Origin of the sequence: Pseudomonas shirazica, assembly GCF_015168335.1 — a bacterium.
GTDB classification, from domain to species: domain Bacteria; phylum Pseudomonadota; class Gammaproteobacteria; order Pseudomonadales; family Pseudomonadaceae; genus Aquipseudomonas; species Aquipseudomonas asiatica.
On the sequence record NZ_CP063456.1, the window covers coordinates 109,260 to 130,408 of the forward strand.

Genomic DNA, 21,149 nt, shown 5'->3' on the forward strand with positions numbered 1-21,149 from the left:
TATTCTAGGCCCGCTTAACGGCGGCGACCACTGATGCGCACCCAGCCATCGCGAACGACGATCGGGTCCAGTTCGAAGTCGGCGGCATAGGCTGCGGCCACTTCCTCACCTTGCTCGGCGAGGATGCCCGACAGCGCCAGCAGGCCACCTGGGCGGACCAGGCCGGACAGTTGCGGTGCCAGCGACACCAGCGGGCCGGCGAGGATGTTGGCGACCAGCACATCGGCCTGCATGGCCGGCATGTTCTCTGGCAGGTACAGCGCCAGCTTCTCGTCGGCGATGCCGTTGCGCTGGGCGTTGTCGCGCGAAGCCTCGATGGCCTGTACGTCGATGTCGGTACCGACCGCCTCACGGGCGCCCAGCAGCAACGCGGCGATGGCCAGAATGCCGGAGCCGCAGCCGAAGTCCAGCACCTGGGTGCCTTCGAGCTGCTGGCCGTCGAGCCATTCCAGGCACAGTGCGGTGGTGGGGTGGGTACCGGTGCCGAACGCCAGGCCGGGGTCGAGCAGCAGGTTCACCGCGTCCTGTTCCGGGGCCTCGTGCCAGCTTGGCACGATCCACAGGCGGCGGCCGAAGCGCATCGGCTGGAAGTTGTCCATCCAGCTGCGTTCCCAGTCCTGGTCCTCGATCACCTCGGCCTGGTGCTCGGGCAGTTCGGCAGCGGTCAGCAGGCGCAGGTGGGCGAATACCTGCTCAGGATCGGCATCGGCCTCGAACAGGGCCAGCAGGTGGGTGTGCGACCACAGCGGAGTGGTGTTGAGGTCTGGCTCGAAGATCGGTTGATCCTCGGCATCCATGAACGTGACCGAGACGGCACCCACTTCGAGCAGGGCATCTTCGTAGGTTTCGGCTTGTTCCGGGCTGATGGCCAGGCGTACTTGCAGCCAGGGCATGGCGGGCACCTTTGGTAAATCGACAGGGGCAGCCCTAGGCTGCGCGAAGGCTGGCAGTTTACGCGAGTGCGGGGGATTTGTGGATCTGGGCTGCTGTGCAGCCCGTTCGCAGCACAAGGCTGCTCCTACAAGAGATCACATACCCCTGTAGGAGCAGCCTTGTGCTGCGAATAGGGCGCGAAGCGCCCCCGGAATGCGTCAGACAAAACAGAGGGAAAGCGACTCAGCTATATAAGCAGGCTTCTCTTCTCCCTCGATCTCCAGCGTGGCAATCGCCTTTAGCAGCCATTGCCCTGGTTTCTTTTCCGTCACTTCGGCCAGGTCCACCTTCAGCCGTACCTGGCTGTCGACCTTGACCGGCTGGATGAACCGCACGCTGTCCAGCCCATAGTTCACCACCATCTTCAGCCCTTCCGGCAGAACCAGGATGTCCTCGATCAGCTTGGGAATCAGCGACAATGTCAGGAAACCGTGGGCGATGGTGCTCCCGAACGGGGTTTTTGCCGCCTTTTCCGGGTCAACATGGATGAACTGGAAATCGCCCGTGGCTTCGGCGAACAGGTTGATGCGTTGCTGGTCGATCTTCAGCCAGGCCGAGCGGCCCAGTTCCTTACCAACGTACTGCGAAAGCTCTGTAACCGGTACATGGGGCATCGCGGACTCTCCGGGCTGTCAGTTGGTACGAAAGTGCAAGATCAGCACGGCGAACCGTTTCAGTCAAGTTGCACGTTTTTCGACGAATATCGGTATATGACGGCACATGCTTATAATGGCGGCCATGCCCGAGGGAGATGCTTATGCTGTTGCGTGGTTTGACCTGGCTGGTGCTGTTCCAGCTGCTGGGGACGGCAATCAACCATCTGTTGGTGCCGTTTCTGCCGGGGCCGATCATCGGCCTGTTGCTGCTTTTGTTCTTCCTCATGGCCCGTGGTGAGGTGGGCAAGCCGCTGAACGAGGCCGCCAGCAGCCTTCTGCGTTACCTGCCGCTGTTGCTGGTGCCGCCAGCGGTGGGGGTGATGGTGTATGCCAGGGATATCGCCGCCGACTTCTGGGCCATTGCCGGTGCCTTGCTGATCTCCTGCCTGGTGACCCTGGTGTTCGTCGGCGTGTTGATGCAAAAGCTCATCCACCGTCAGGGCCGGAGCGAGGAGCAGCCATGATGCTCGACTGGCAAGGCGCACTGGATGCGGTCGTTCATCATCCCTTGTTCGGTATCGGCATCACGCTTGGGGCCTACCAGGTGGTGCTGGCGGCCTACGAGAAGACCCGCTGGATCTTCCTGCAGCCGGTACTGGTCTCGATGCTGCTGGTGATCGGCGTGTTGCTGGTGTGTGGCATCGACTACAGCGAATATCGCAAGAGCACCGAAATCATGAACATCCTGCTGGGGCCTGCCACCGTAGCCCTGGCTGTGCCGCTCTACCTCAACCTGCGGCGTATCCGACAGCTGTTCTGGCCCACATTTACTACGCTGGTAGTCGGAGGCCTGTTCGCCACGCTGTGCTGCCTGTTGCTGGGCTGGTGGTTCGGTGCCGAGCACATGATCCTGATGACCATGGCGCCGAAGTCGGTCACTTCGCCGATCGCCATGCTGGTGGCTGAGCAGATTGGCGGCGTGGCTGCCCTGGCGGCGGTGTTCGTGCTGATTACCGGGGTTATCGGGGCAATCTTCGGTCCGGCGCTGCTGAGCCGTTTTGGCGTGCATAGCCCCGAGGCCCGTGGCATGTCTTTGGGCGTGACCGCGCATGCAGTGGGCACTTCGGTGGCCCTGCAGGAAAGTGACGAATGCGGCGCCTTTGCCGCGCTGGCGATGAGCCTGATGGGGGTGGCCACGGCGGTGTTCCTGCCGCTGGCGGTCAGCCTGGTGGCTTGAGGACTTGTGATGACGCTACCGCTGTTTCCTCTCAATACCGTGCTGTTTCCTGGTTGTTTCCTCGATTTGCAGATATTCGAGGCACGCTATCTGGACATGATCGGGCGCTGCATGAAGCGGGGCGAAGGTTTTGGTGTGGTGTGCATCCTCGAAGGCGAGCAGGTCGGCAAGGCGCCGCCGGTGGTCGCCTCGATCGGCTGCGAGGCAGTGATCCGTGACTTCGTGCAGCAGGATAACGGCTTGCTGGGGATCCGCGTCGAAGGTGTGCGGCGCTTCAACCTGGACAGTACCGAGGTGCAGAAGGACCAGTTGCTGGTGGGGCAGGTGCAATGGCTGGCGGAGCAGGCGGACAGCCCGTTGCTGGAGGCGGACGAAGACCTGCTGGCGTTGCTGGTGGCCCTGGGCGAGCACCCCATGGTCGAAGCGCTAGACATGCCGCGCCCGGTGGATGGGCGCCAGGCGTTGTCCAATCAGTTGGCGTACCTGCTGCCGTTCATGGAAGAGGACAAGCTGGATTTGCTGAGCCTCGACTCGCCGCAGGAGCGGTTGGGGGAGATCCAGAAGCTGCTGGAGCGGATTCAGGGTGAATTGTTTGCCTGATACTGCTGTGTTGCCAGTGCCGGCCTCTTCGCAGCACAAGGCTGCTCCTACAGGCTGACGAGAGCCCTGTAGGAGCAGCCTTGTGCTGCGAAGAGGCCGGTAAACGCGACATCAATATTGATACCGCAGCAAAGCCTGCGGCAGCGCATGCATGGCAAAGAACGCCAGCAACGCGACACACGCCGGCAACACCAGCCACCACACCCGCAGCGGCAAGGCTGGCAGGGTCTGGTGACGCTGCACCAGTGCCAGGCTGAGCGCGCACACACAGCACGCCAGCAAGGCCCCGGCGAGGATGTCGGTCGGCCAGTGCGCCCCCAGGTACACCCGTGACAGGGCAATCGCCAGCGCTGGAATACAGCCCAGCATCACCCAGGTCAGGCGCATCCGCGGCGGCTGCCCGCGACCGGCCAGCACTGCCATTACCAGGAAGAACGCAAACGACGCCGAACTGTGCCCACTGGGCATGCTGTAGCTGGTCAGCGGGTCGCTCAGCACTTCCGGGCGGGCCCGGGCGAACAGCCACTTCAGCGTGCCGTTGGCAAACGCCGTACCCATCAGTGCGCCCGCAGCGAACATGGCATGCCGCCACTGCCGAGCAAGCAGCAGCAGGCCCGTCAGCAGCCCGCCGAGGAATAACTGGGTGCGGAAATCGCCCAGCCGGGTCACCAGCACCACGGCGCCATCGATGGCCTGGCTGCGGTGCTCCTGCACCAGTGTCATCACGCCCTGGTCGAACTCGTGCAGGTAGGGCCAGCCGAGGAAGACCCCGGTCAAGGCCAGGAAACTCATGCCTGCGATCAGCCGGGTGCCGTGGCGTTGATCACGAATGCTGGTGTTCAGGCTCAGCCCGATGATGACTGCCAGGGTGCCGGCGATGATCCCGGCATCCAGCCAGAAGCCTTCCGGCAAGGGCAGGCGCATGGCTGCGCCGGTAGCCCAGCCGGGCAGCAGGTAGGCCACTGCCCAGCCGGCACCGGCCACCAGGCTGACGGCGATGAAGCGCGGCAGCGGCATGTCGAACATGCCGGCGACCATTGGCAGCATAGGCCGCAGCGGCCCGATGAAGCGCCCTACCAGCAGGCTGGCGATGCCGTAGCGCTGGAAGTAGGCCTCGGCGCTGCCGATCCATTCCGGATGGTGGCGCAGCAGGGGCAGCCTGCGAATGTTCTGGTGGAAGTACTTGCCCACCGTGTACGACAACGCATCGCCCACCAGGCCACCGAGAAAGCCCAGCAGCAGCGTTTCGCCCAGGCTGAAGGCGCCGCTGCCGGCCAATACCGCGACCGCGAACAGCAGCACGGTGCCTGGCACGATGATGCCGGCAATGGCCAGGCACTCGATGCAGGCCACCAGGAATATCGCCAGGCCAAGCCACTGCGGGTTGGCGCTGAGCCAGCCAGTCAGGCTGTCGAGCCATTGGCCCATGGTTCAGCTTCCTTGTTCCAGAATGAAGAAGTCGCGGCCTTCGACTTGGCCGCGACGTAACGGGTTCCGCGTGCAGAAACGGGCGTACTCAGCATCGACGAAACGGTAGGGCAGGTGCTCGTCGCGGCCATGCGGGATGCCCAGGCGGGCGGCCTGGATCACCCGTGGCACGATGTTGCCGCAATCCTCCACGTACAGGCGCTCGGCGTCAAAACGCTGGGCGTCCCAGTGCGGCACCTTCAGGCCCAGGGCCCGGCACAGCAAGGTCTGGCCCGCGCACAGGCGCTCGGGCGGGCGGAGGTTGCCGCTGGCATCGGGGTTATTCAGTTGCATCTGTGCCAGGCTGTTCGGCCCCGAGCGGGCGTCCTGCCAAGGATAGGCCGACTTGATGAGCACCGCGTTGCCTGGCCCGTGGGCGCTGAAGTTCAGCGAGTCGCCGCCGCGCGCGTAGTACATATAGATGTGCCCGCCATCGAGGAACAGCGCCTTGCGCTTTTCGGTGTAGCCGAGCGAGGCGTGGCTGCCTTTGTCGGTGAGGTAGTAGGCCTCGGTCTCGATGATGCGCGCGGCCAGCCACAGGTCGCCGTGGCGATGGCGGATGACTTTGCCCAGCAGGGCCTTGGCCAGGGTCTGGGCGTCGCGGTCGAAAAAGCTGTCGGGCAAGGCTGGCATGCGGGCGGTTCGTGGCTGGGACGGCGGGGATGATAGCAATGAATAGCTTAATCGAGGCTGAATCGAGTGGGATGTTGGCAGTGCCGGCCCTTTCGCGGGCTCGCCCGCTCACAGGTACCTCGGAGGTCCCAGGCCTTGTGCAATCCCTGTGGGAGCAGGTTTACCCGTGAAAGGGCACTGACAGGAGATAGAAATTTCGATAACCCCGGTTACATCTTTCCTACACAATGCCCCAGCCATTTTCTACCATCCGCCACCCGCCGCTGGGCGTACACCTGCGCGCCAGTTATAATCAGCCGATTTCCCCTTCGCCAAGACACCGAACCCATGACTGAGTCCGTTCTTGACTATATGACCCGCCTGGGTCGCGCTGCCCGTGAGGCTTCCCGGGTGATCGGCCGTGCCAGCACCGCGCAGAAGAACCGCGCCCTGCAAGCTGCCGCCGATGCGCTGGACGCCGCTCGTGCAGAGCTGACCGCTGCCAACGAGCTGGACCTGGCCGCCGGCCGTGCCAATGGCCTGGAGCCCGCGCTGCTCGACCGCCTGGCGCTGACCCCGGCGCGTATCGACGGCATGATCACCGGCCTGCGCCAGGTGGCCAGCCTGCCGGACCCGGTCGGTGCCATCCGCGACATGAGCTACCGCCCATCCGGTATCCAGGTCGGCAAGATGCGCACGCCGCTGGGGGTGATCGGGATCATCTACGAATCGCGCCCGAACGTGACCATCGATGCCGCCAGCCTGTGCCTGAAGTCGGGTAACGCGACCATCCTGCGTGGCGGCTCCGAAGCCATCCACTCCAACCGCGCCATCGCCACCTGCATCCAGCGTGGCCTGGCCGCCGCCGGCCTGCCGGCAGCCGTGGTGCAGGTGGTCGAGACTACCGACCGCGAAGCCGTGGGCGCGCTGATCAGCATGCCGGAATTCGTCGACGTCATCGTGCCGCGCGGTGGCCGTGGCCTGATCGAACGCATCAGCCGCGATGCTCGCGTGCCGGTGATCAAGCACCTGGACGGTATCTGCCACGTCTACGTCAGCCAGCATGCCGACCTGGACAAGGCCTGGCGTGTGGCGTTCAACGCCAAGACCTACCGCTACGGCATCTGTGGCGCCATGGAAACGCTGCTGGTCGACCAGCAGGTGGCCGAGCGCTTCCTGCCGGAAATGGCCCGCCGCTTCCAGGAGAAGGGCGTCGAGCTGCGTGGCTGCGAGCGCACCCGGGCGATCATCGAGGCCAAACCGGCCACCGAGGCCGACTGGCACACCGAGTACCTGGACGCGATCCTGTCGATCCGTGTGGTCGACGGCCTGGACCAGGCCATCGAGCACATCAACCACTATGGCTCGCACCACACCGATTCGATCATCAGCGAACACCAGGCTGAAGCCCGCCAGTTCATGGCCGAGGTCGACTCGGCGTCGGTCATGCTCAATACCCCGACCTGCTTCGCCGACGGCTTCGAGTACGGCCTGGGTGCGGAAATCGGCATTTCCACCGACAAGCTGCATGCCCGCGGCCCAGTCGGCCTGGAAGGCCTGACCTGCGAGAAGTACGTGGTGATCGGTGACGGCCAGCTGCGCGGCCAGGAGTCCTGCTGAGTTGAGCAAGGCCCAGGCAGTCCGGCGCATCGGCATTCTTGGCGGCACCTTCGATCCCGTGCACATCGGCCACCTGCGCAGCGCGCTGGAAGTGGCCGAGTTCATGGGGCTGGACGAACTGCGCCTGCTGCCCAACGCCCGGCCGCCGCACCGCGACACCCCGCAGGTGGCCGCGCAGGACCGCCTGGCCATGGTGCAAGGCGCTGTACAGGGCGTGCCCTGCCTGAGCGTGGATGCCCGCGAACTGGCGCGCGACAAACCGTCGTACACCATCGACACGCTGGAATCGATCCGCGCCGAACTGGCCGCTCACGACCAGTTGTTCCTGGTGCTGGGCTGGGATGCCTTCTGTGGCCTGCCCGGCTGGCACCGCTGGGAAGAATTGCTGCAACACTGTCACATCCTGGTGCTGCAACGCCCGGATGCCGACGTAGAACCCCCTGACGAGCTGCGCAACCTGCTGGCTGCGCGCTCGGAGAGCGATCCCACCGCCTTGTCCGGCCCGGCGGGAAACATTTCGTTCGTCTGGCAGACGCCGCTTGCGGTGTCGGCTACACAGATCCGACAGCTGCTGGCCAGCGGCAAATCGGTGAGGTTCCTGGTGCCGGACGCCGTACTGGCCTACATCGAGGCGCACGAACTGTATCGTGCACCTAACTGACGGTGCCTCTGGCGCCTCATCCAACGAGTTGAACGAGTTTTATATGACCAAGCAGAAAATCCACGGCGAAGAACTGGTTGCCCTGACCAAGGCAGCGCTGGAAGACGTCAAGGCCCAGGACATCCAGGTCATCGACGTGCGCGAAAAGCACAGCCTGACCGACTACATGATCATCGCCACCGGTACTTCCAACCGCCAGATCAATGCGATGCTGGAAAAGGTCCGCGAAGCGGTCAAGGCCAAGGGTGCCCAGCCGCTGGGTGAAGAAGGCAAGGGCGACAGCGACTGGGTGCTGCTGGACCTGAACGATGTCATCGTGCACATGATGACCGCCGCTGCCCGCCAGTTCTACGACCTGGAGCGCCTGTGGCAGGGTGCCGAGCAAAGCCGTGCCGCCGATGGCAAGCACCACAGCCCGGACCATGCCCACGAGTACTCCGATAAGCTCAAGGACCGGGAATAAGGAAAGCGCTGTGCGTCTGCGCCTGATCGCGGTCGGCTCGCGCATGCCGAAGTGGGTCGAGGAAGGCTGGCATGAATATGCCAAGCGCCTGCCCGCCGAGCTGTCGCTGGAGCTGGTGGAAATCCCGCTGAACACCCGTGGCAAGAATGCCGACGTCGCCCGCCTGATCCGTCAGGAGGGCGAAGCCATGCTGAGCAAGGTTCAGCCAGGGGAACGCATCGTCACCCTCGAGGTCCATGGCAAGCCCTGGAGTACCGAGCAGTTGGCGACCGAGCTGGACCGCTGGCGCCTGGATGCGCGCACGGTGAATTTGATGGTGGGCGGCCCGGAAGGCCTGGCGCCCGAGGTCTGTGCGCGCGCCGAGCAACGCTGGTCGCTGTCGCCGCTGACCTTGCCGCACCCATTGGTAAGGATACTCATCGGCGAGCAGATCTACCGCGCCTGGACCGTGCTGTCCGGGCATCCTTACCATAAATGAGCCTGTAAGCAGTCCGATGTCGCAGCCGATCCGTCTCAAGGACCACGAGAAAGACGCCCGCCTGGTGCGCAACCGCGTCGTGGTCGGCGCAGTCGCGATCATGCTGCTTATCTGCGTGCTGATTGCGCGTCTGTACTACCTGCAGGTCATCCAGCACGACTATCACTCGACGCTGTCGGAGAACAACCGGGTGCATGTGCAGCCGATCCCGCCGACCCGCGGGCTGATCTTCGACCGCAACGGGGTGATCGTCGCCGACAACCGGCCCAGCTTCAGCCTGTCGATGACCCGCGAACGTGCGGGTAACTGGCAGGAAGTGCTGGATACCATCGTCGAAGTGCTGGAGTTGACGCCTGACGACCGCGCCCTGTTCGAGAAGCGCATGCGCCAGGGCCGCAGGCCGTTCGAGCCGGTGCCGATCCTGTTCGAACTCAACGAAGAGCAGATCGCCCGTGTGGCGGTGAACCAGTTCCGCCTGCCGGGCGTGGAAGTGGTGGCCCAGCTGGTGCGCCATTACCCGCAGGGCGCGCATTTCGCCCATTCGGTGGGGTATGTGGGGCGGATCAACGAGAAAGAGCTGAAAACCCTCGACCCGGTGAACTACAGCGGCACCCACCACATCGGCAAGACCGGCATCGAGCGCTTCTACGAAGCCGACCTGCATGGCCAGGTGGGCTACGAGGAAGTCGAGACCAACGCCCGAGGCCGTGTGCTGCGGGTGCTCAAGCGCACCGACCCGAAACCGGGCAAGGACATCGTGCTGAGCCTGGACATCAAGCTGCAGGAGGCCGCCGAGGCTGCCCTGGGGGGCCGGCGTGGTGCGGTGGTGGCGCTCGACCCGCGTACCGGCGAGGTGCTGGCGATGGTCAGCCAGCCCAGCTTCGACCCCAACCTGTTCGTCACCGGCATCGGCTTCAAGGCCTATGCCGAACTGCGCGACTCGATCGACCGACCGCTGTTCAACCGCGTCCTGCGCGGCCTGTACCCGCCAGGTTCGACCATCAAGCCGGCGGTGGCCATCGCCGGCCTGGACAGCGGCGTGGTCAATGCCGGCAGCCGGGTGTTCGACCCGGGCTACTACCAGCTGCCCAACTACGACCACAAATACCGTAACTGGAACCGTTCGGGCGATGGCTGGGTCGACCTGGACACCGCGATAATGCGCTCCAACGACACCTACTTCTACGACCTCGCCCACAAGATGGGCATCGATCGGCTGTCCAGCTACATGAACAAGTTCGGCATCGGCCAGCGGGTTTCCCTCGACATGTTCGAGGAATCCGCCGGGCTGATGCCATCGCGTGAATGGAAGCGCGCCACCCGCCGCCAGGCCTGGTTCCCCGGCGAAACCCTGATCCTCGGCATCGGTCAGGGCTACATGCAGGCCACGCCGCTGCAACTGGCCCAGGCCACTGCGCTGATCGCCAACAAGGGCGTGTGGAACCGCCCGCACCTGGCCAAGACCATCGAAGGCCAGCCGCCGGTGGACGACAACCCCATGGAAAACATCGTGCTGCGTGACAAGTCCGACTGGGCCAAGGTTACCCATGGCATGGAGCAGGTGATGCACAATGCCCGCGGTACCGCACGCAAGGCGGCCATCGGCTCGCAATATCGCATTGCCGGCAAGAGTGGTACCGCCCAGGTGGTGGCAATCAAGCAGGGCGAGAAGTACGACCGCAACAAGCTTCAGGAGCGCCACCGCGACCACGCCCTGTTCGTCGCCTTCGCCCCGGCCGAGGACCCGAAGATCGTGGTTTCGGTGATGGTCGAGAACGGGGAGTCCGGCTCGGGCGTCGCCGCCCCGGTGGTGCGCCAGGTGATGGACGCCTGGTTGCTCGACGAAAACGGCCGGCTCAAGCCCGAGTTCGCGCCTGCCACGGTTACCCAGGAATCAGCCCTGTGATGAACAATTTCGATCGCATGCTCTCCAGCGAGGATGTGATGCGTCGGCGCGCCAGCTTTCTGCAGCGCATCCACGTCGACGGCCCTTTGCTGATCATTCTGCTGACCCTCGCGGCCGGCAGCCTGTTCGTCCTGTATTCGGCCAGTGGCAAGAACTGGGACCTGCTGCTCAAGCAGGCCACCTCGTTCGGCATCGGCCTGGTGTCGATGTTCATCATCGCCCAGCTGGAGCCGCGCTTCATGGCTCGCTGGGTGCCGCTGGCCTACCTGGCCGGGGTGCTGTTGCTGGTGGTGGTGGACGTGATGGGCCACAACGCCATGGGCGCCACGCGCTGGATCAACATCCCCGGGGTGATCCGCTTCCAGCCCTCGGAGTTCATGAAGATCATCATGCCGGCGACCATCGCCTGGTATCTGTCCAAGCGCACGTTGCCGCCGCATCTGAAGCATGTGGCGATCAGCCTGGTGCTGATCGGCGTGCCGTTCATCCTGATCGTGCGCCAGCCCGACCTGGGTACGGCGCTGCTGATCCTCGCCTCCGGGGCTTTCGTGCTGTTCATGGGCGGGCTGCGCTGGCGCTGGATCCTCAGCGTACTGGCGGCTGCGGTGCCAGTGGCGGTGGCGATGTGGTTCTTCGTCATGCATGACTACCAGAAGCAACGGGTACTGACCTTCCTCGACCCGGAAAGCGACCCGTTGGGCACTGGCTGGAACATCATCCAGTCGAAGGCGGCGATCGGCTCGGGCGGTGTGTTCGGCAAGGGCTGGCTGCTCGGCACCCAGTCGCACCTGGATTTCCTGCCGGAAAGCCACACAGACTTCATCATCGCCGTGCTCGGCGAGGAATTCGGCCTGGTCGGCATCTGCCTGCTGCTGATCGTCTACCTGCTGCTGATCGGCCGTGGCCTGATGATCACCGCCCAGGCGCAGACCCTGTTCGGCAAGCTGCTGGCGGGCAGCCTGACCATGACCTTCTTTGTGTACGTGTTCGTCAATATCGGTATGGTCAGCGGCCTTCTGCCCGTGGTGGGCGTGCCGCTGCCCTTCATCAGCTATGGCGGAACTTCGTTGGTGACGCTGCTGTCAGCGTTTGGCGTTCTGATGTCGATCCACACGCACCGCAAATGGATCGCTCAGGTTTGAATAAGGTGAAGAATTTCATGCAAGCAGTGCGTAACTGGGCTGCCCGTTGTGCGCCGTGGATCGGCGCGGTGGGCCTGTTCGGCGCTGTACAGCTGGCCCATGCCGGCGATTATCAGGGCTCGCCGCAGGTGGCCCAGTTCGTTGGCGAAATGAGCCGCGACTATGGCTTTGCCCCTGAGCAGCTGATGGGTGTGTTCGCGGAGGTGCAGCGCAAGCAGTCGATCCTCGACGCCATTTCGCGCCCGGCCGAACGGGTAAAGCCGTGGAAGGACTACCGGCCGATGTTCATCACTGACGCGCGTATTGCCCGCGGTGTGGACTTCTGGCGCCAGCACGAAGCGGTGCTGGCCCGTGCCGAGCAGGAATATGGCGTGCCGGCGCAGTACATCGTTGCCATCATCGGCGTGGAAACCTTCTTTGGCCGCAACACCGGTAACTACCGGGTGATCGATGCCTTGTCGACCCTGGGCTTCGACTACCCGCCACGGGCGGAATTCTTCCGCAAGGAGCTGCGCGAGTTCCTGCTGCTGGCCCGTGAGGAACAGCTCGACCCGCTGACGCTCAAAGGCTCCTACGCTGGTGCAATGGGCCTGCCGCAGTTCATGCCGAGCAGCTTCCGCAACTTCGCGGTGGACTTCGACGGCGACGGCCACATCAATATCTGGAACAACCCGGACGATGCCATTGGCAGCGTGGCCAGCTACTTCAAGCGCCACGGCTGGGTGCCCGGCGAAGGTGTGGTCAGCCGCGCCTGGGTGGACGGTGGGCGCGCCGACGAAGGCCTGACCACCGGCATCGAGCCGGTAAAAACCGTTGGGGAGTTGCGCACGCTTGGCTGGTCGGTCCATGATTCGTTGCGCGATGATCTGCCGGTTACCGCCTTCCGTCTCGAGGGCGACAATGGCCCCGAGTACTGGATGGGCCTGAAGAACTTCTACGCGATCACTCGCTACAACCGCAGCGTGATGTATGCCATGGCGGTGCATCAGCTATCGGAACAGCTGGTTCAAGCACGGGGCGTCAAGTAATGCGCGCAATCATCTCTGGCAAATCTTTCAAGCTGCTCACCTGCCTCGCCGTGGGCGTGGTGCTGGCCAGCTGTTCGTCCAACCGCCCGCCCCAGCAAAGCAGTGGCAACGTGGTGCGCACCCAGCCGGGCCTGGACATCAACCGCGCGCACAAGGACGGCGCGCCGTGGTGGGACGTGGATGTGAACAAGATCCCCGACGCCACGCCAACCGTGCACACCGGCAACTACAAGGCCAACCCGTACACGGTATTGGGCAAGACCTACTACCCGATGCAGGACTCGCGCAATTATCGCGCGGAAGGTACCGCGTCGTGGTATGGCACCAAGTTCCACGGCCAGAACACCGCCAACGGCGAGCTGTACGACCTGTACGGCATGAGCGCGGCGCACAAGACCCTGCCGCTGCCGGCCTACGTGCGGGTGACCAACCTGGCCAACGGCCGTAGCGTGATCTTGCGGGTAAACGACCGTGGGCCGTTCTATTCGGACCGCATCATCGACTTGTCCTATGCCGCGGCGAAAAAGCTCGGTTATGCCGAGATTGGCACCGCGCACGTGCGCGTCGAAGGTATCGACCCGCAGCAGTGGTGGGCCCAGCGTGGCCAGACGCCACCGATGGTGCTGAAGGAGCCCCAGGTGGCCCAGACCCAGGCGATCCCGGCCAGTACCGGGCGCGTCGAGCAATGGACCCCGCCGCCCCAGCAGCATGCAGCGCCGGTGGTGCCGGTGCAGGTGGCCGGCAACAACGTGCCGGCCGGCAGTGGCGGCAGCTTCCTGCAGGTGGGTGCCTTCGCCAACCCGGACGCCGCCGAACTGCTGCGCTCCAAGCTCAGCAGCATGGTCAGCGCGCCAGTGTTCATCAGCTCGATCGTGCGTAACCAGCAGACCCTGCACCGCGTGCGCCTCGGGCCGATCAACAGCCAGGGCGAGATCCAGCAAGCGCAGGACAGCATCCGCCTGGCGAACCTTGGGCAGGCCAAGCTGGTCACAGCTGACTGACCGCGTTGCCTTCTTCGCGGGCACGCCCGCTCCCACAGGGCATGCGAAACCCTGTGGGAGCGGGCGCGCCCGCGAAGAAGGCAACACCAAACTGTCGGTTTTGTCATGAATTGACGGGCGCGGGCATGTACAATGTCGGCTTTTGCCCGCAGCGACATAAAGCCGCACATTGCGAGCCAGGCCTACGGCCGCAAAAACTAGACTGACTGGCGCTGGGCACATGATCTTGCCCAGGGAACATCAGACCATTAGCGATTTTCGAGAGACGGATGAACATCACCAACCTTGCCAAACGACTTTGCCTGCCCGTACTGCTGATGATCACGCCTGCCGCCTTCGCGGCTGAGCAGATGACGCCGGCGCCACCGCAACTGGCAGCCAAGTCCTACGTACTCATGGATGCGTCCAGCGGCAACGTGCTGGTCGAGAACAACGGTGACGAGCGCCTGCCGCCTGCCAGCCTGACCAAGCTGATGACGGCCTACATCGCCACCCTGGACATCCGTCGCGGCCAGATCGGTGAAAACGACCCGGTTACCGTCAGCGAAAACGCCTGGCGGACCGGCGGTTCGCGCATGTTCATCAAGGTGGGCAGCCAGGTGACCGTCAGCGACCTGCTGCACGGCATCATCATCCAGTCCGGCAACGACGCCTCGGTCGCCCTGGCCGAGCACATCGCCGGCAGCGAAGACGCCTTCGCCGACATGATGAACAAGACCGCTGCCGACCTGGGCATGGCCAACAGCCACTTCATGAACCCGACCGGCCTGCCGCACCCGGACCATTACTCGTCGGCCCACGACATGGCTACCCTGGCCCGTGCGATCATCAATGTCGACCCGGCCCACTACGCCATCTACTCGCAGAAAGAGTTCTTCTGGAACAACATCAAGCAGCCAAACCGCAACCTGCTGCTGTGGCGTGACAAGACTGTCGACGGCCTGAAGACCGGCCACACAGACGAAGCCGGCTACTGCATGGTGGCTTCGGCCGTTCGCGATGGCCAGCGCCTGATCGCCGTGGTCTTCGGCACCAACAGCGAGCAGTCGCGTGCTGCCGAGACCCAGAAGCTGCTGACCTATGGCTTCCGCTTCTTCGAAACCCAGACCTTCTACCAGAAGGGTACCGAGCTGACCAAGTCGCCGGTCTGGAAGGGCGCGACTGGCGAAGTGAAAGCTGGCCTGGCCAACGACCTGACCCTGACTATGCCTAAAGGCCAATTGAAGCGCCTGCAGGCTTCGATGACCATGAACCCGCAGCTCACCGCGCCAATCGCCAAAGGTGACGTGATCGGCAAAGTGGAAGTCAAACTGGACGAGAAAGTGGTTCACAGCGCCGACCTGATCGCCCTCGATGGCGTCGAGGAAGGTGGTTTCTTCCGCCGTATGTGGGATAGCATCCGTCTATTCTTCTACGGGTTGTTCAACTGATACGTGACCTGCATGCCCCCGCGTATCCTGCGGGGGCGTTGTTGTTGCCACGGCTTACGAGGCCGTTTCCGCCATGAGCGAACCAGACGTCAAGTCGCACAAGATCGAATTCCCCTGCGACGATTACCCGATCAAGGTCATCGGTGACACCGTTGTCGGCTTCAAGGACACGGTGATCGAGATCCTGAGCAAGCACGCGAAGGTCGACCTTTCCACCCTGGCCGAGCGCCAGAGCAAGGAAGGCAAGTACACCACCGTGCAATTGCACATCGTTGCCGAAAGCGAGAACCAGCTGCACGATATCAACAGCGCCCTGCGCGCTACCGGCATCGTGAAAATGGTGCTCTGATGTCCGCCTGCCTCGGTTTTCGCGAGCTTGGCCTGCAGCCCTACGAACCGGTGCTGGAGGCCATGCGTCGCTTCACCGAGCAGCGCAGCCCGGACAGCCAGGATGAAGTCTGGCTGGTCGAGCACCCCGCGGTCTTCACCCAGGGCCAGGCCGGCAAGGCCGAGCACCTGCTGGTGCCGGGCGACATCCCGGTAGTGCAGACCGATCGCGGTGGCCAGGTGACCTACCATGGCCCCGGGCAGCTGGTGGCCTACCTGCTGCTGGATGTGCGCCGGCTGGGCTTTGGCGTGCGTGAGCTGGTCAGCCGTATCGAGCAGACCCTCATCGACCTGCTCGCCAGTTACGATGTCCAGGCCGCGGCCAAACCCGATGCCCCGGGCGTCTATGTCGACGGAGCGAAAATCGCCTCCCTCGGCCTGCGAATCCGCAACGGCCGTTCGTTCCACGGCCTTGCCCTGAACGTGGACATGGACCTCGCGCCATTCCGCCGAATCAACCCCTGCGGCTATGCGGGGCTGGCGATGACCCAGCTGCGCGACCTGGCAGGCCCGATCGAACTCGACGAGGTCAGGACAAGGCTGCGCGGACAGCTGGTCAAGCACCTCGACTACGCTGAGCAGACGACCCTCACGGGCGGAATCGACTGAATATGACAACTGTGCAAGAAGCCGTGCCGAACCTGATACCTACCCAGGATGCCACCCCGCGCCAAGCGCCGAAGAAGGTGGAAGCCGGGGTTAAGCTGCGTGGTGCCGAAAAGGTGGCGCGCATTCCGGTGAAGATCATCCCCACCGAAGAGCTGCCGAAGAAGCCCGACTGGATCCGCGTGCGTATCCCGGTGTCGCCCGAGGTAGACCGCATCAAGCAACTGCTGCGCAAGCACAAGCTGCACAGCGTATGCGAAGAGGCATCCTGCCCGAACCTGGGCGAGTGCTTCTCCGGTGGTACCGCCACCTTCATGATCATGGGTGACATCTGCACCCGTCGTTGCCCGTTCTGCGACGTTGGCCACGGCCGGCCGAAACCGCTGGACCTGGACGAGCCGAAGAACCTGGCCATCGCCATCGCCGACCTGCGCCTGAAGTACGTGGTGATCACCTCGGTGGACCGCGACGACCTGCGTGACGGTGGTGCCCAGCACTTTGCCGACTGCATCCGCGAAATCCGTGCGCTGTCGCCGGGCGTACAGCTGGAAACCCTGGTGCCGGACTACCGTGGGCGCATGGATATTGCCCTGGAGATCACCGCGCAAGAGCCGCCGGATGTGTTCAACCATAACCTCGAGACCGTACCGCGCCTGTACAAGGCCGCGCGCCCGGGTTCGGACTACGACTGGTCGCTGGACCTGCTGCAGAAGTTCAAGCAGTTGGTGCCGCACGTACCGACCAAGTCGGGCCTGATGCTCGGCCTGGGCGAGACCGACGAGGAAGTGATCGAAGTGATGCACCGTATGCGCGAGCATGACATCGACATGCTCACCCTCGGCCAGTACCTGCAGCCGTCGCGCAGCCACCTGCCGGTGCAGCGTTTTGTTCACCCGGACACCTTCGCCTGGTTCGCCGAGGAAGGTTACAAGATGGGCTTCAAGAACGTCGCTTCCGGCCCGCTGGTGCGTTCTTCGTACCACGCTGACCAGCAGGCTCACGAAGCCAAGATCAAGCTCTGAGCCAAGCACAGAGCCACGCATGCCGATGCGCGCCGAAGGGCGGCATCGGCATTTTTGTTTGTGCCACACGCGCTGCAAGGAGCCGCGATGAATTGCGCCGAAACCTTCCAACCCAGCCTGCCAGCCGCGCTGCCGCGTGATGCCTGTTTTGCCATTGTCGCCCCGGCGGGCGCGGCGCGGCTGGATACGCACAAGGTCAACCAGTGGTTCGTTGATAGAGGCTACAGCTGCCGCATCTATCCGGGAGCCCTTCAGGCCCAAGGCTATCTGGCGGGGCCGGACCGGCAGCGGTTACAGGACCTGCATGATGCCTTTGCCGACCCGGCCATCGACGCCATTCTGTGCATGCGTGGGGGGTACGGCAGCATGCGCCTGCTCGACCAGCTCGATTTCGAACTGATCCGGCGCAACCCCAAGCCACTGATCGGTTACAGCGACATCACCGCGCTGCACACGGCGATCTACCGGCATACCGGGCTGCTCACCTTCCATGGCGGGATGCTCAATGCCGACCTGCTGGGGGCCAAGTTGCCGCCAACCGAGACTTCGTTGCTGGCGCAGCTGGGTGGGCATGTGCGGGCAGGGGAGCAGATCGTGCACCCTGCTGACTTCGCATTGAGCAGCGTGCTGCATGGGGTGGCCAGCGGGCCGCTGCTGGGCGGCAACCTGTCGATGCTGGGCGCGACCCTGGGGACGATTGCCGAGCTGGATACGCAGGGCTGCATCCTGTTCATCGAGGACGTCAACGAGCCGCTTTACCGGGTGGATCGCTTGCTGACCCAGCTGCGCCTGGCAGGCAAGCTGGAGGGGGTGAAGGGTGTGCTGGTGGGGGACTTTGCCGGGATTACCACTGCGGCGTTGACGCCCCTGCTGGAGGATATCTTCGCGCCGCTGGGTGTGCCGGTGCTGGCCGGGTGGCGCAGTGGGCATTGTGACCCGAATGTGTGCTTGCCGTTGGGGGCTCGTGTAAGGCTGGACAGTGATCGGCAGAGCTTGCTGCTGGAGCAGGATCTTTTCCAGGCTTGAGATTGTCGGGGCTGCTTTGCAGCCCATCGCGACACAAGGCCGCTCCTACAGGAGACCGCGTTACCCCGATGGTTCGCGATCGCTTGTAGGAGCGGCCTTGTGTCGCGATGGGCTGCAAAGCAGCCCCAAGATTCTCACTGCTGACGCAGGCTCTCGAGCAGCTTGTGCGTCGGATACCCATCTGCCGGCCACCCCAGCCCCTGCTGGGCATTGCGGATCGCCTTGCGGGTATTGGCGCCAATGATGCCATCGGCATTGCCGGCTTCGTGCCCATTGCTGTTCAGCAGGTTCTGCAGCTCCATGCGCTCGCTGCGGCTGAGCGGCAGGTCTTCTTTCGGCCAGCTGCCGGCAATGAAGCCCCAGCCCGTGAAGCGATCACCCAGCAGGCTTACCGCCAGCGCGTAGGATGACGAGTTGTTGTACTTGAGGATGGCGCGGAAGTTGTCCAGCACCAGGAACGCCGGGCCACGCGCGCCCGCTGGCAGCAGCAGGGCGGCAGACAGCTGGTTGCTGCCCACTGGCAACTGGGTACCGGCAGGCAGTTTCACGCCCATCGCCAGCCACTCGCTCACCGGCTTGCGCAGGGCGCCATCGGCCTGCCAGTAATCGAAGCCAGGCGGCACCTGGACCTCGAAGCCCCACGGCTGGCCACGTTTCCAGCCCGAGCTCTGCAGGTAGTGCGCGGTCGATGCCAGGGCGTCTGCCGTGCTGTTCCAGATGTCACGGCGGCCATCGCCGTCGAAGTCCACGGCATGGGTGTTGTAGGTGGTCGGGATGAACTGGGTCTGGCCCATGGCGCCGGCCCACGAGCCACGCATGGCCTCAGGCTGGATGTCGCCATGCTGGATGATCTGCAGCGCAGCGATCAGCTGGTCCTGGGCGAACTGCGGGCGGCGGCCCTCATAGGCCAGGGTGGCCAGCGAGCGGATCACCGATTTGCTGCCCTGGAACTGGCCGAAGTTGCTCTCCATGCCCCATACCGCGACCAGCACCTGGCGATCGACGCCATAGCGTTGCTCGATGCGGGTCAGCAGTTCGGCGTTCTGCTCCAGCAGCTTCTTGCCGTTGCGTACACGCAGGGGCGACAGGGCGCCTTCGAGGTATTCCCATACCGGGCGGGTGAACTCCGGCTGGCTGCGATCAGCCTTGATCACGTCCATGTCGGGGGTGACGCCGAGGAAGGCGCGGTCGAAGGTGTCCTGCGAAATGCCGGCTTGCAGGGCTTGCTGGCGAAAGCCCGCTTGCCATTGCGCGAAGGTTTGCAGAGGCTGGATTTCAGTGTTGGTGTCGGGCGTCGTGCCGGGCAGGGTCACCACCGGGGCAGGCTGGGCGGGGGCGAGCGGCAGGGCATCGGCGGCGGTGGGCTTTTCTGCGCAGGCCACGAGCAGGATGAAACTGGAGGCCGCGATCAGCTGACGGGTTTTCCAGCGGGGGAGAAGACTGAGGAGCATTCACAGATCCAGAATTGCAGGTCAGGTGATGACCATACCATGCCTGCGCTTTCGATGCTTTCATGCAGCCAAAAAGTAGGAAGCCTCCCAATCTCTCGATTGGAAGGCTTCGCGGCGGTAGCTGCCTTTGCCCTTGTTCGGCTGTTCCTGGCGGCAGCGGAACAGCGGTTGGGCGATGATCGACTTGGCCTTGTTGGGGCCGTGCTTTTTCGGCTTTTTGCTCATGGCGGGATTCCCGGGTTGGGTGGGTTTCGCGGCGCACTGTAGGGCTTGGGGCAGGGTGGGGCCAATTGATTGTGTTTATGGTTCGAGATGTTGGGGACATTGCAGCCCTGTGGGAGCGGGCGTGCCCGCGAACACCGGCGAAGCCGGTGCCATCCACCGTGTCGCCTGATTCGCGGGCATGCCCGCTCCCACAGCGGCCCCAGTTACTCGGGAGGCAGTGCCAGGCGCTGGCCGGCCATCAGCAGCGACAAGCGCGCCAGGCCGGTCCACGGCGAGCCCTCTGCCTGGCCCTTGATCTGTGCATCAATACGCTGGGCATCCTGCAGCAACTGCGCCCAACGCTGCGCCGACAGGCGCTGCAGGGCCTTGCTGACCAGTGGCCGGCGTTTGTCCCAGACCGGTGGGCGGGCCTGGCTGAAGGCCTTGTCCAGCGGTACACCCTGGCTGAACTGCTGGGCCAGCCCCGCCAGTTGGCGCAGCTCTCGGGCCAGGGCCCAGAGAATCACTGGTGGCTCCACGCCTTCACCGCGCAAGCCTTCGAGCATACGCAAGGCATGCGCAGCTTCGCCGTTGAGAATGGCATCGACCAGGCCGAAGACATCGAAGCGGGCGCTGTCGGCGACGGCGGCCTGCACGGTCTCCACGGTGATCTGGTTGCCCTCGGCAAGCAGTTTGAGCTTTTCGATTTCCTGTGCGGCCGCCAGCAGGTTGCCTTCCACGCGCGCGGCAATCAGGTCGACGGCGTCACGCTGTGCCGACAGGCCGGCCTGCTGCAGGCGCTGGTTGATCCACTGCGGCAGCTGGTGCACATCCACCGGCCAGATCTGGATGAACTGGCAGTGGGCACCTTCGATCAGCGCCTTGCCCCACTTGGTCTTCTGTGCGCTGCCGTCGAGCTTGGGCAGGCTGACCAGCAGCAAGGTGTCTTCGGCAGGGTTGGCGCAGTATTCCATCAGCGCAGCAGCGCCCTTGTCACCGGGCTTGCCCGAGGGCAGGCGCAATTCCAGCAGGCGGCGCTGGGCGAACAGGGACAGGCTGGCGCCAGCCTGGAGCAGGGTGCCCCAGTCGAAGTTGGCGTCGGCACTGAAGACCTGGCGTTCGTCGAAGCCCTGCTGGCGCGCGGCGTTGCGGATGGCGTCGGCGGCTTCCTGGCACAGCAGCGGGTCGTCGCCGCTGACCACGTAGACCGGTGCCAGGGCGCCTTGCAGGTGCTTGTTGAGTTGGGCGGGGGCGAGCTTCATGGGGAACAGGCGGGGCA

General features: G+C 64.2%; 23 protein-coding genes. 16 read left to right on the plus strand and 7 right to left on the minus strand.

Annotation, left to right across the window (positions count from 1 at the left end; genetic code table 11):
* Positions 1 to 14: 14 nt before the first annotated feature.
* Together prmA and IMX18_RS00510 are read right to left on the minus strand one after the other, a co-directional pair.
* On the minus strand, positions 15 to 893 hold the full coding sequence (gene prmA / locus IMX18_RS00505) for a 50S ribosomal protein L11 methyltransferase (RefSeq protein WP_015271949.1): 879 nt from the start codon (positions 891 to 893) through the stop codon (positions 15 to 17).
* Between the two features lie 198 nt (positions 894 to 1,091).
* The gene (locus IMX18_RS00510) at positions 1,092 to 1,547 is read right to left on the minus strand and encodes a MaoC family dehydratase (RefSeq protein ID WP_054573589.1); all 456 of its coding nucleotides are present in this window, start codon (positions 1,545 to 1,547) and stop codon (positions 1,092 to 1,094) included.
* A gap of 143 nt (positions 1,548 to 1,690) precedes the next feature.
* Here IMX18_RS00510 and IMX18_RS00515 point away from each other — a divergent pair, with 143 nt between their 5' ends.
* From IMX18_RS00515 to IMX18_RS00525, 3 genes are read left to right on the plus strand one after another with little or no spacing between them, the layout of a single operon-like run.
* Positions 1,691 to 2,053: a CidA/LrgA family protein gene (locus tag IMX18_RS00515; protein WP_003257558.1), complete on the plus strand. Its 363-nt coding sequence runs from the start codon at positions 1,691 to 1,693 to the stop codon at positions 2,051 to 2,053.
* A complete protein-coding gene (locus IMX18_RS00520; RefSeq protein WP_013974365.1) occupies positions 2,050 to 2,766 on the plus strand; it encodes an LrgB family protein in 717 nt (238 codons plus the stop codon). Before IMX18_RS00515 ends, IMX18_RS00520 begins: the two co-directional genes overlap by 4 nt.
* Before the next feature lie 9 nt (positions 2,767 to 2,775).
* The gene (locus IMX18_RS00525; RefSeq protein ID WP_054573591.1) at positions 2,776 to 3,366 is read left to right on the plus strand and encodes an LON peptidase substrate-binding domain-containing protein; all 591 of its coding nucleotides are present in this window, start codon (positions 2,776 to 2,778) and stop codon (positions 3,364 to 3,366) included.
* A 111-nt stretch (positions 3,367 to 3,477) separates the two neighbouring features.
* Here the strand turns inward: IMX18_RS00525 and IMX18_RS00530 are convergent, their stop codons facing one another.
* Complete coding sequence (locus IMX18_RS00530) at positions 3,478 to 4,794, minus strand: bifunctional DedA family/phosphatase PAP2 family protein (protein WP_061303521.1); 1,317 nt, start codon at positions 4,792 to 4,794, stop codon at positions 3,478 to 3,480.
* 3 nt (positions 4,795 to 4,797) lie between these two features.
* Entirely contained in the window at positions 4,798 to 5,466 is a 669-nt protein-coding gene (locus IMX18_RS00535; protein WP_015271945.1) for a DNA-3-methyladenine glycosylase, read from the minus strand.
* A gap of 327 nt (positions 5,467 to 5,793) precedes the next feature.
* Here IMX18_RS00535 and IMX18_RS00540 point away from each other — a divergent pair, with 327 nt between their 5' ends.
* The 13 genes from IMX18_RS00540 (at position 5,794) to IMX18_RS00600 (ending at position 18,215) form a co-directional block, all read left to right on the plus strand.
* On the plus strand, positions 5,794 to 7,065 hold the full coding sequence (locus IMX18_RS00540; protein ID WP_015271944.1) for a glutamate-5-semialdehyde dehydrogenase: 1,272 nt from the start codon (positions 5,794 to 5,796) through the stop codon (positions 7,063 to 7,065).
* A gap of 1 nt (position 7,066) precedes the next feature.
* On the plus strand, positions 7,067 to 7,726 hold the full coding sequence (nadD, locus tag IMX18_RS00545) for a nicotinate-nucleotide adenylyltransferase (RefSeq protein ID WP_217189970.1): 660 nt from the start codon (positions 7,067 to 7,069) through the stop codon (positions 7,724 to 7,726).
* Between the two features lie 43 nt (positions 7,727 to 7,769).
* Entirely contained in the window at positions 7,770 to 8,189 is a 420-nt protein-coding gene (rsfS, locus tag IMX18_RS00550; RefSeq protein WP_013974359.1) for a ribosome silencing factor, read from the plus strand.
* A gap of 10 nt (positions 8,190 to 8,199) precedes the next feature.
* Entirely contained in the window at positions 8,200 to 8,667 is a 468-nt protein-coding gene (gene rlmH / locus IMX18_RS00555; RefSeq protein WP_003249722.1) for a 23S rRNA (pseudouridine(1915)-N(3))-methyltransferase RlmH, read from the plus strand.
* 16 nt (positions 8,668 to 8,683) lie between these two features.
* On the plus strand, positions 8,684 to 10,573 hold the full coding sequence (mrdA, locus tag IMX18_RS00560) for a penicillin-binding protein 2 (RefSeq protein ID WP_015271942.1): 1,890 nt from the start codon (positions 8,684 to 8,686) through the stop codon (positions 10,571 to 10,573).
* 38 nt (positions 10,574 to 10,611) lie between these two features.
* Positions 10,612 to 11,715: a rod shape-determining protein RodA gene (gene rodA, locus IMX18_RS00565; protein WP_015271941.1), complete on the plus strand. Its 1,104-nt coding sequence runs from the start codon at positions 10,612 to 10,614 to the stop codon at positions 11,713 to 11,715.
* A gap of 17 nt (positions 11,716 to 11,732) precedes the next feature.
* On the plus strand, positions 11,733 to 12,743 hold the full coding sequence (gene mltB / locus IMX18_RS00570) for a lytic murein transglycosylase B (RefSeq protein ID WP_015271940.1): 1,011 nt from the start codon (positions 11,733 to 11,735) through the stop codon (positions 12,741 to 12,743).
* Complete coding sequence (locus IMX18_RS00575; protein WP_013974354.1) at positions 12,743 to 13,744, plus strand: septal ring lytic transglycosylase RlpA family protein; 1,002 nt, start codon at positions 12,743 to 12,745, stop codon at positions 13,742 to 13,744. The genes mltB and IMX18_RS00575 overlap by 1 nt, the downstream gene beginning before the upstream one ends.
* A 269-nt stretch (positions 13,745 to 14,013) precedes the next feature.
* Entirely contained in the window at positions 14,014 to 15,174 is a 1,161-nt protein-coding gene (locus IMX18_RS00580; RefSeq protein ID WP_013974353.1) for a D-alanyl-D-alanine carboxypeptidase family protein, read from the plus strand.
* A 73-nt stretch (positions 15,175 to 15,247) separates the two neighbouring features.
* The gene (locus tag IMX18_RS00585; RefSeq protein ID WP_003249736.1) at positions 15,248 to 15,523 is read left to right on the plus strand and encodes a DUF493 domain-containing protein; all 276 of its coding nucleotides are present in this window, start codon (positions 15,248 to 15,250) and stop codon (positions 15,521 to 15,523) included.
* Positions 15,523 to 16,170, plus strand: coding sequence for a lipoyl(octanoyl) transferase LipB (lipB, locus tag IMX18_RS00590; RefSeq protein ID WP_013974352.1), 648 nt, complete (start codon positions 15,523 to 15,525; stop codon positions 16,168 to 16,170). The genes IMX18_RS00585 and lipB overlap by 1 nt, the downstream gene beginning before the upstream one ends.
* A 2-nt stretch (positions 16,171 to 16,172) precedes the next feature.
* The gene (lipA, locus tag IMX18_RS00595) at positions 16,173 to 17,189 is read left to right on the plus strand and encodes a lipoyl synthase (RefSeq protein ID WP_015271939.1); all 1,017 of its coding nucleotides are present in this window, start codon (positions 16,173 to 16,175) and stop codon (positions 17,187 to 17,189) included.
* A gap of 87 nt (positions 17,190 to 17,276) precedes the next feature.
* Positions 17,277 to 18,215, plus strand: a complete 939-nt coding sequence (locus IMX18_RS00600; RefSeq protein WP_015271938.1) for a S66 peptidase family protein — start codon at positions 17,277 to 17,279, stop codon at positions 18,213 to 18,215.
* 134 nt (positions 18,216 to 18,349) lie between these two features.
* Here the strand turns inward: IMX18_RS00600 and IMX18_RS00605 are convergent, their stop codons facing one another.
* The 3 genes from IMX18_RS00605 to holA form a co-directional block, all read right to left on the minus strand.
* The gene (locus tag IMX18_RS00605) at positions 18,350 to 19,666 is read right to left on the minus strand and encodes a lytic murein transglycosylase (RefSeq protein ID WP_015271937.1); all 1,317 of its coding nucleotides are present in this window, start codon (positions 19,664 to 19,666) and stop codon (positions 18,350 to 18,352) included.
* Between the two features lie 60 nt (positions 19,667 to 19,726).
* Positions 19,727 to 19,891, minus strand: a complete 165-nt coding sequence (arfA, locus tag IMX18_RS00610) for an alternative ribosome rescue factor ArfA (RefSeq protein WP_003257578.1) — start codon at positions 19,889 to 19,891, stop codon at positions 19,727 to 19,729.
* A gap of 203 nt (positions 19,892 to 20,094) precedes the next feature.
* Positions 20,095 to 21,132 carry a DNA polymerase III subunit delta gene (holA, locus tag IMX18_RS00615; protein WP_024087789.1) on the minus strand — a complete coding sequence of 346 codons (1,038 nt, stop codon included), beginning with the start codon at positions 21,130 to 21,132 and terminating at the stop codon, positions 20,095 to 20,097.
* Positions 21,133 to 21,149 lie beyond the last annotated feature (17 nt).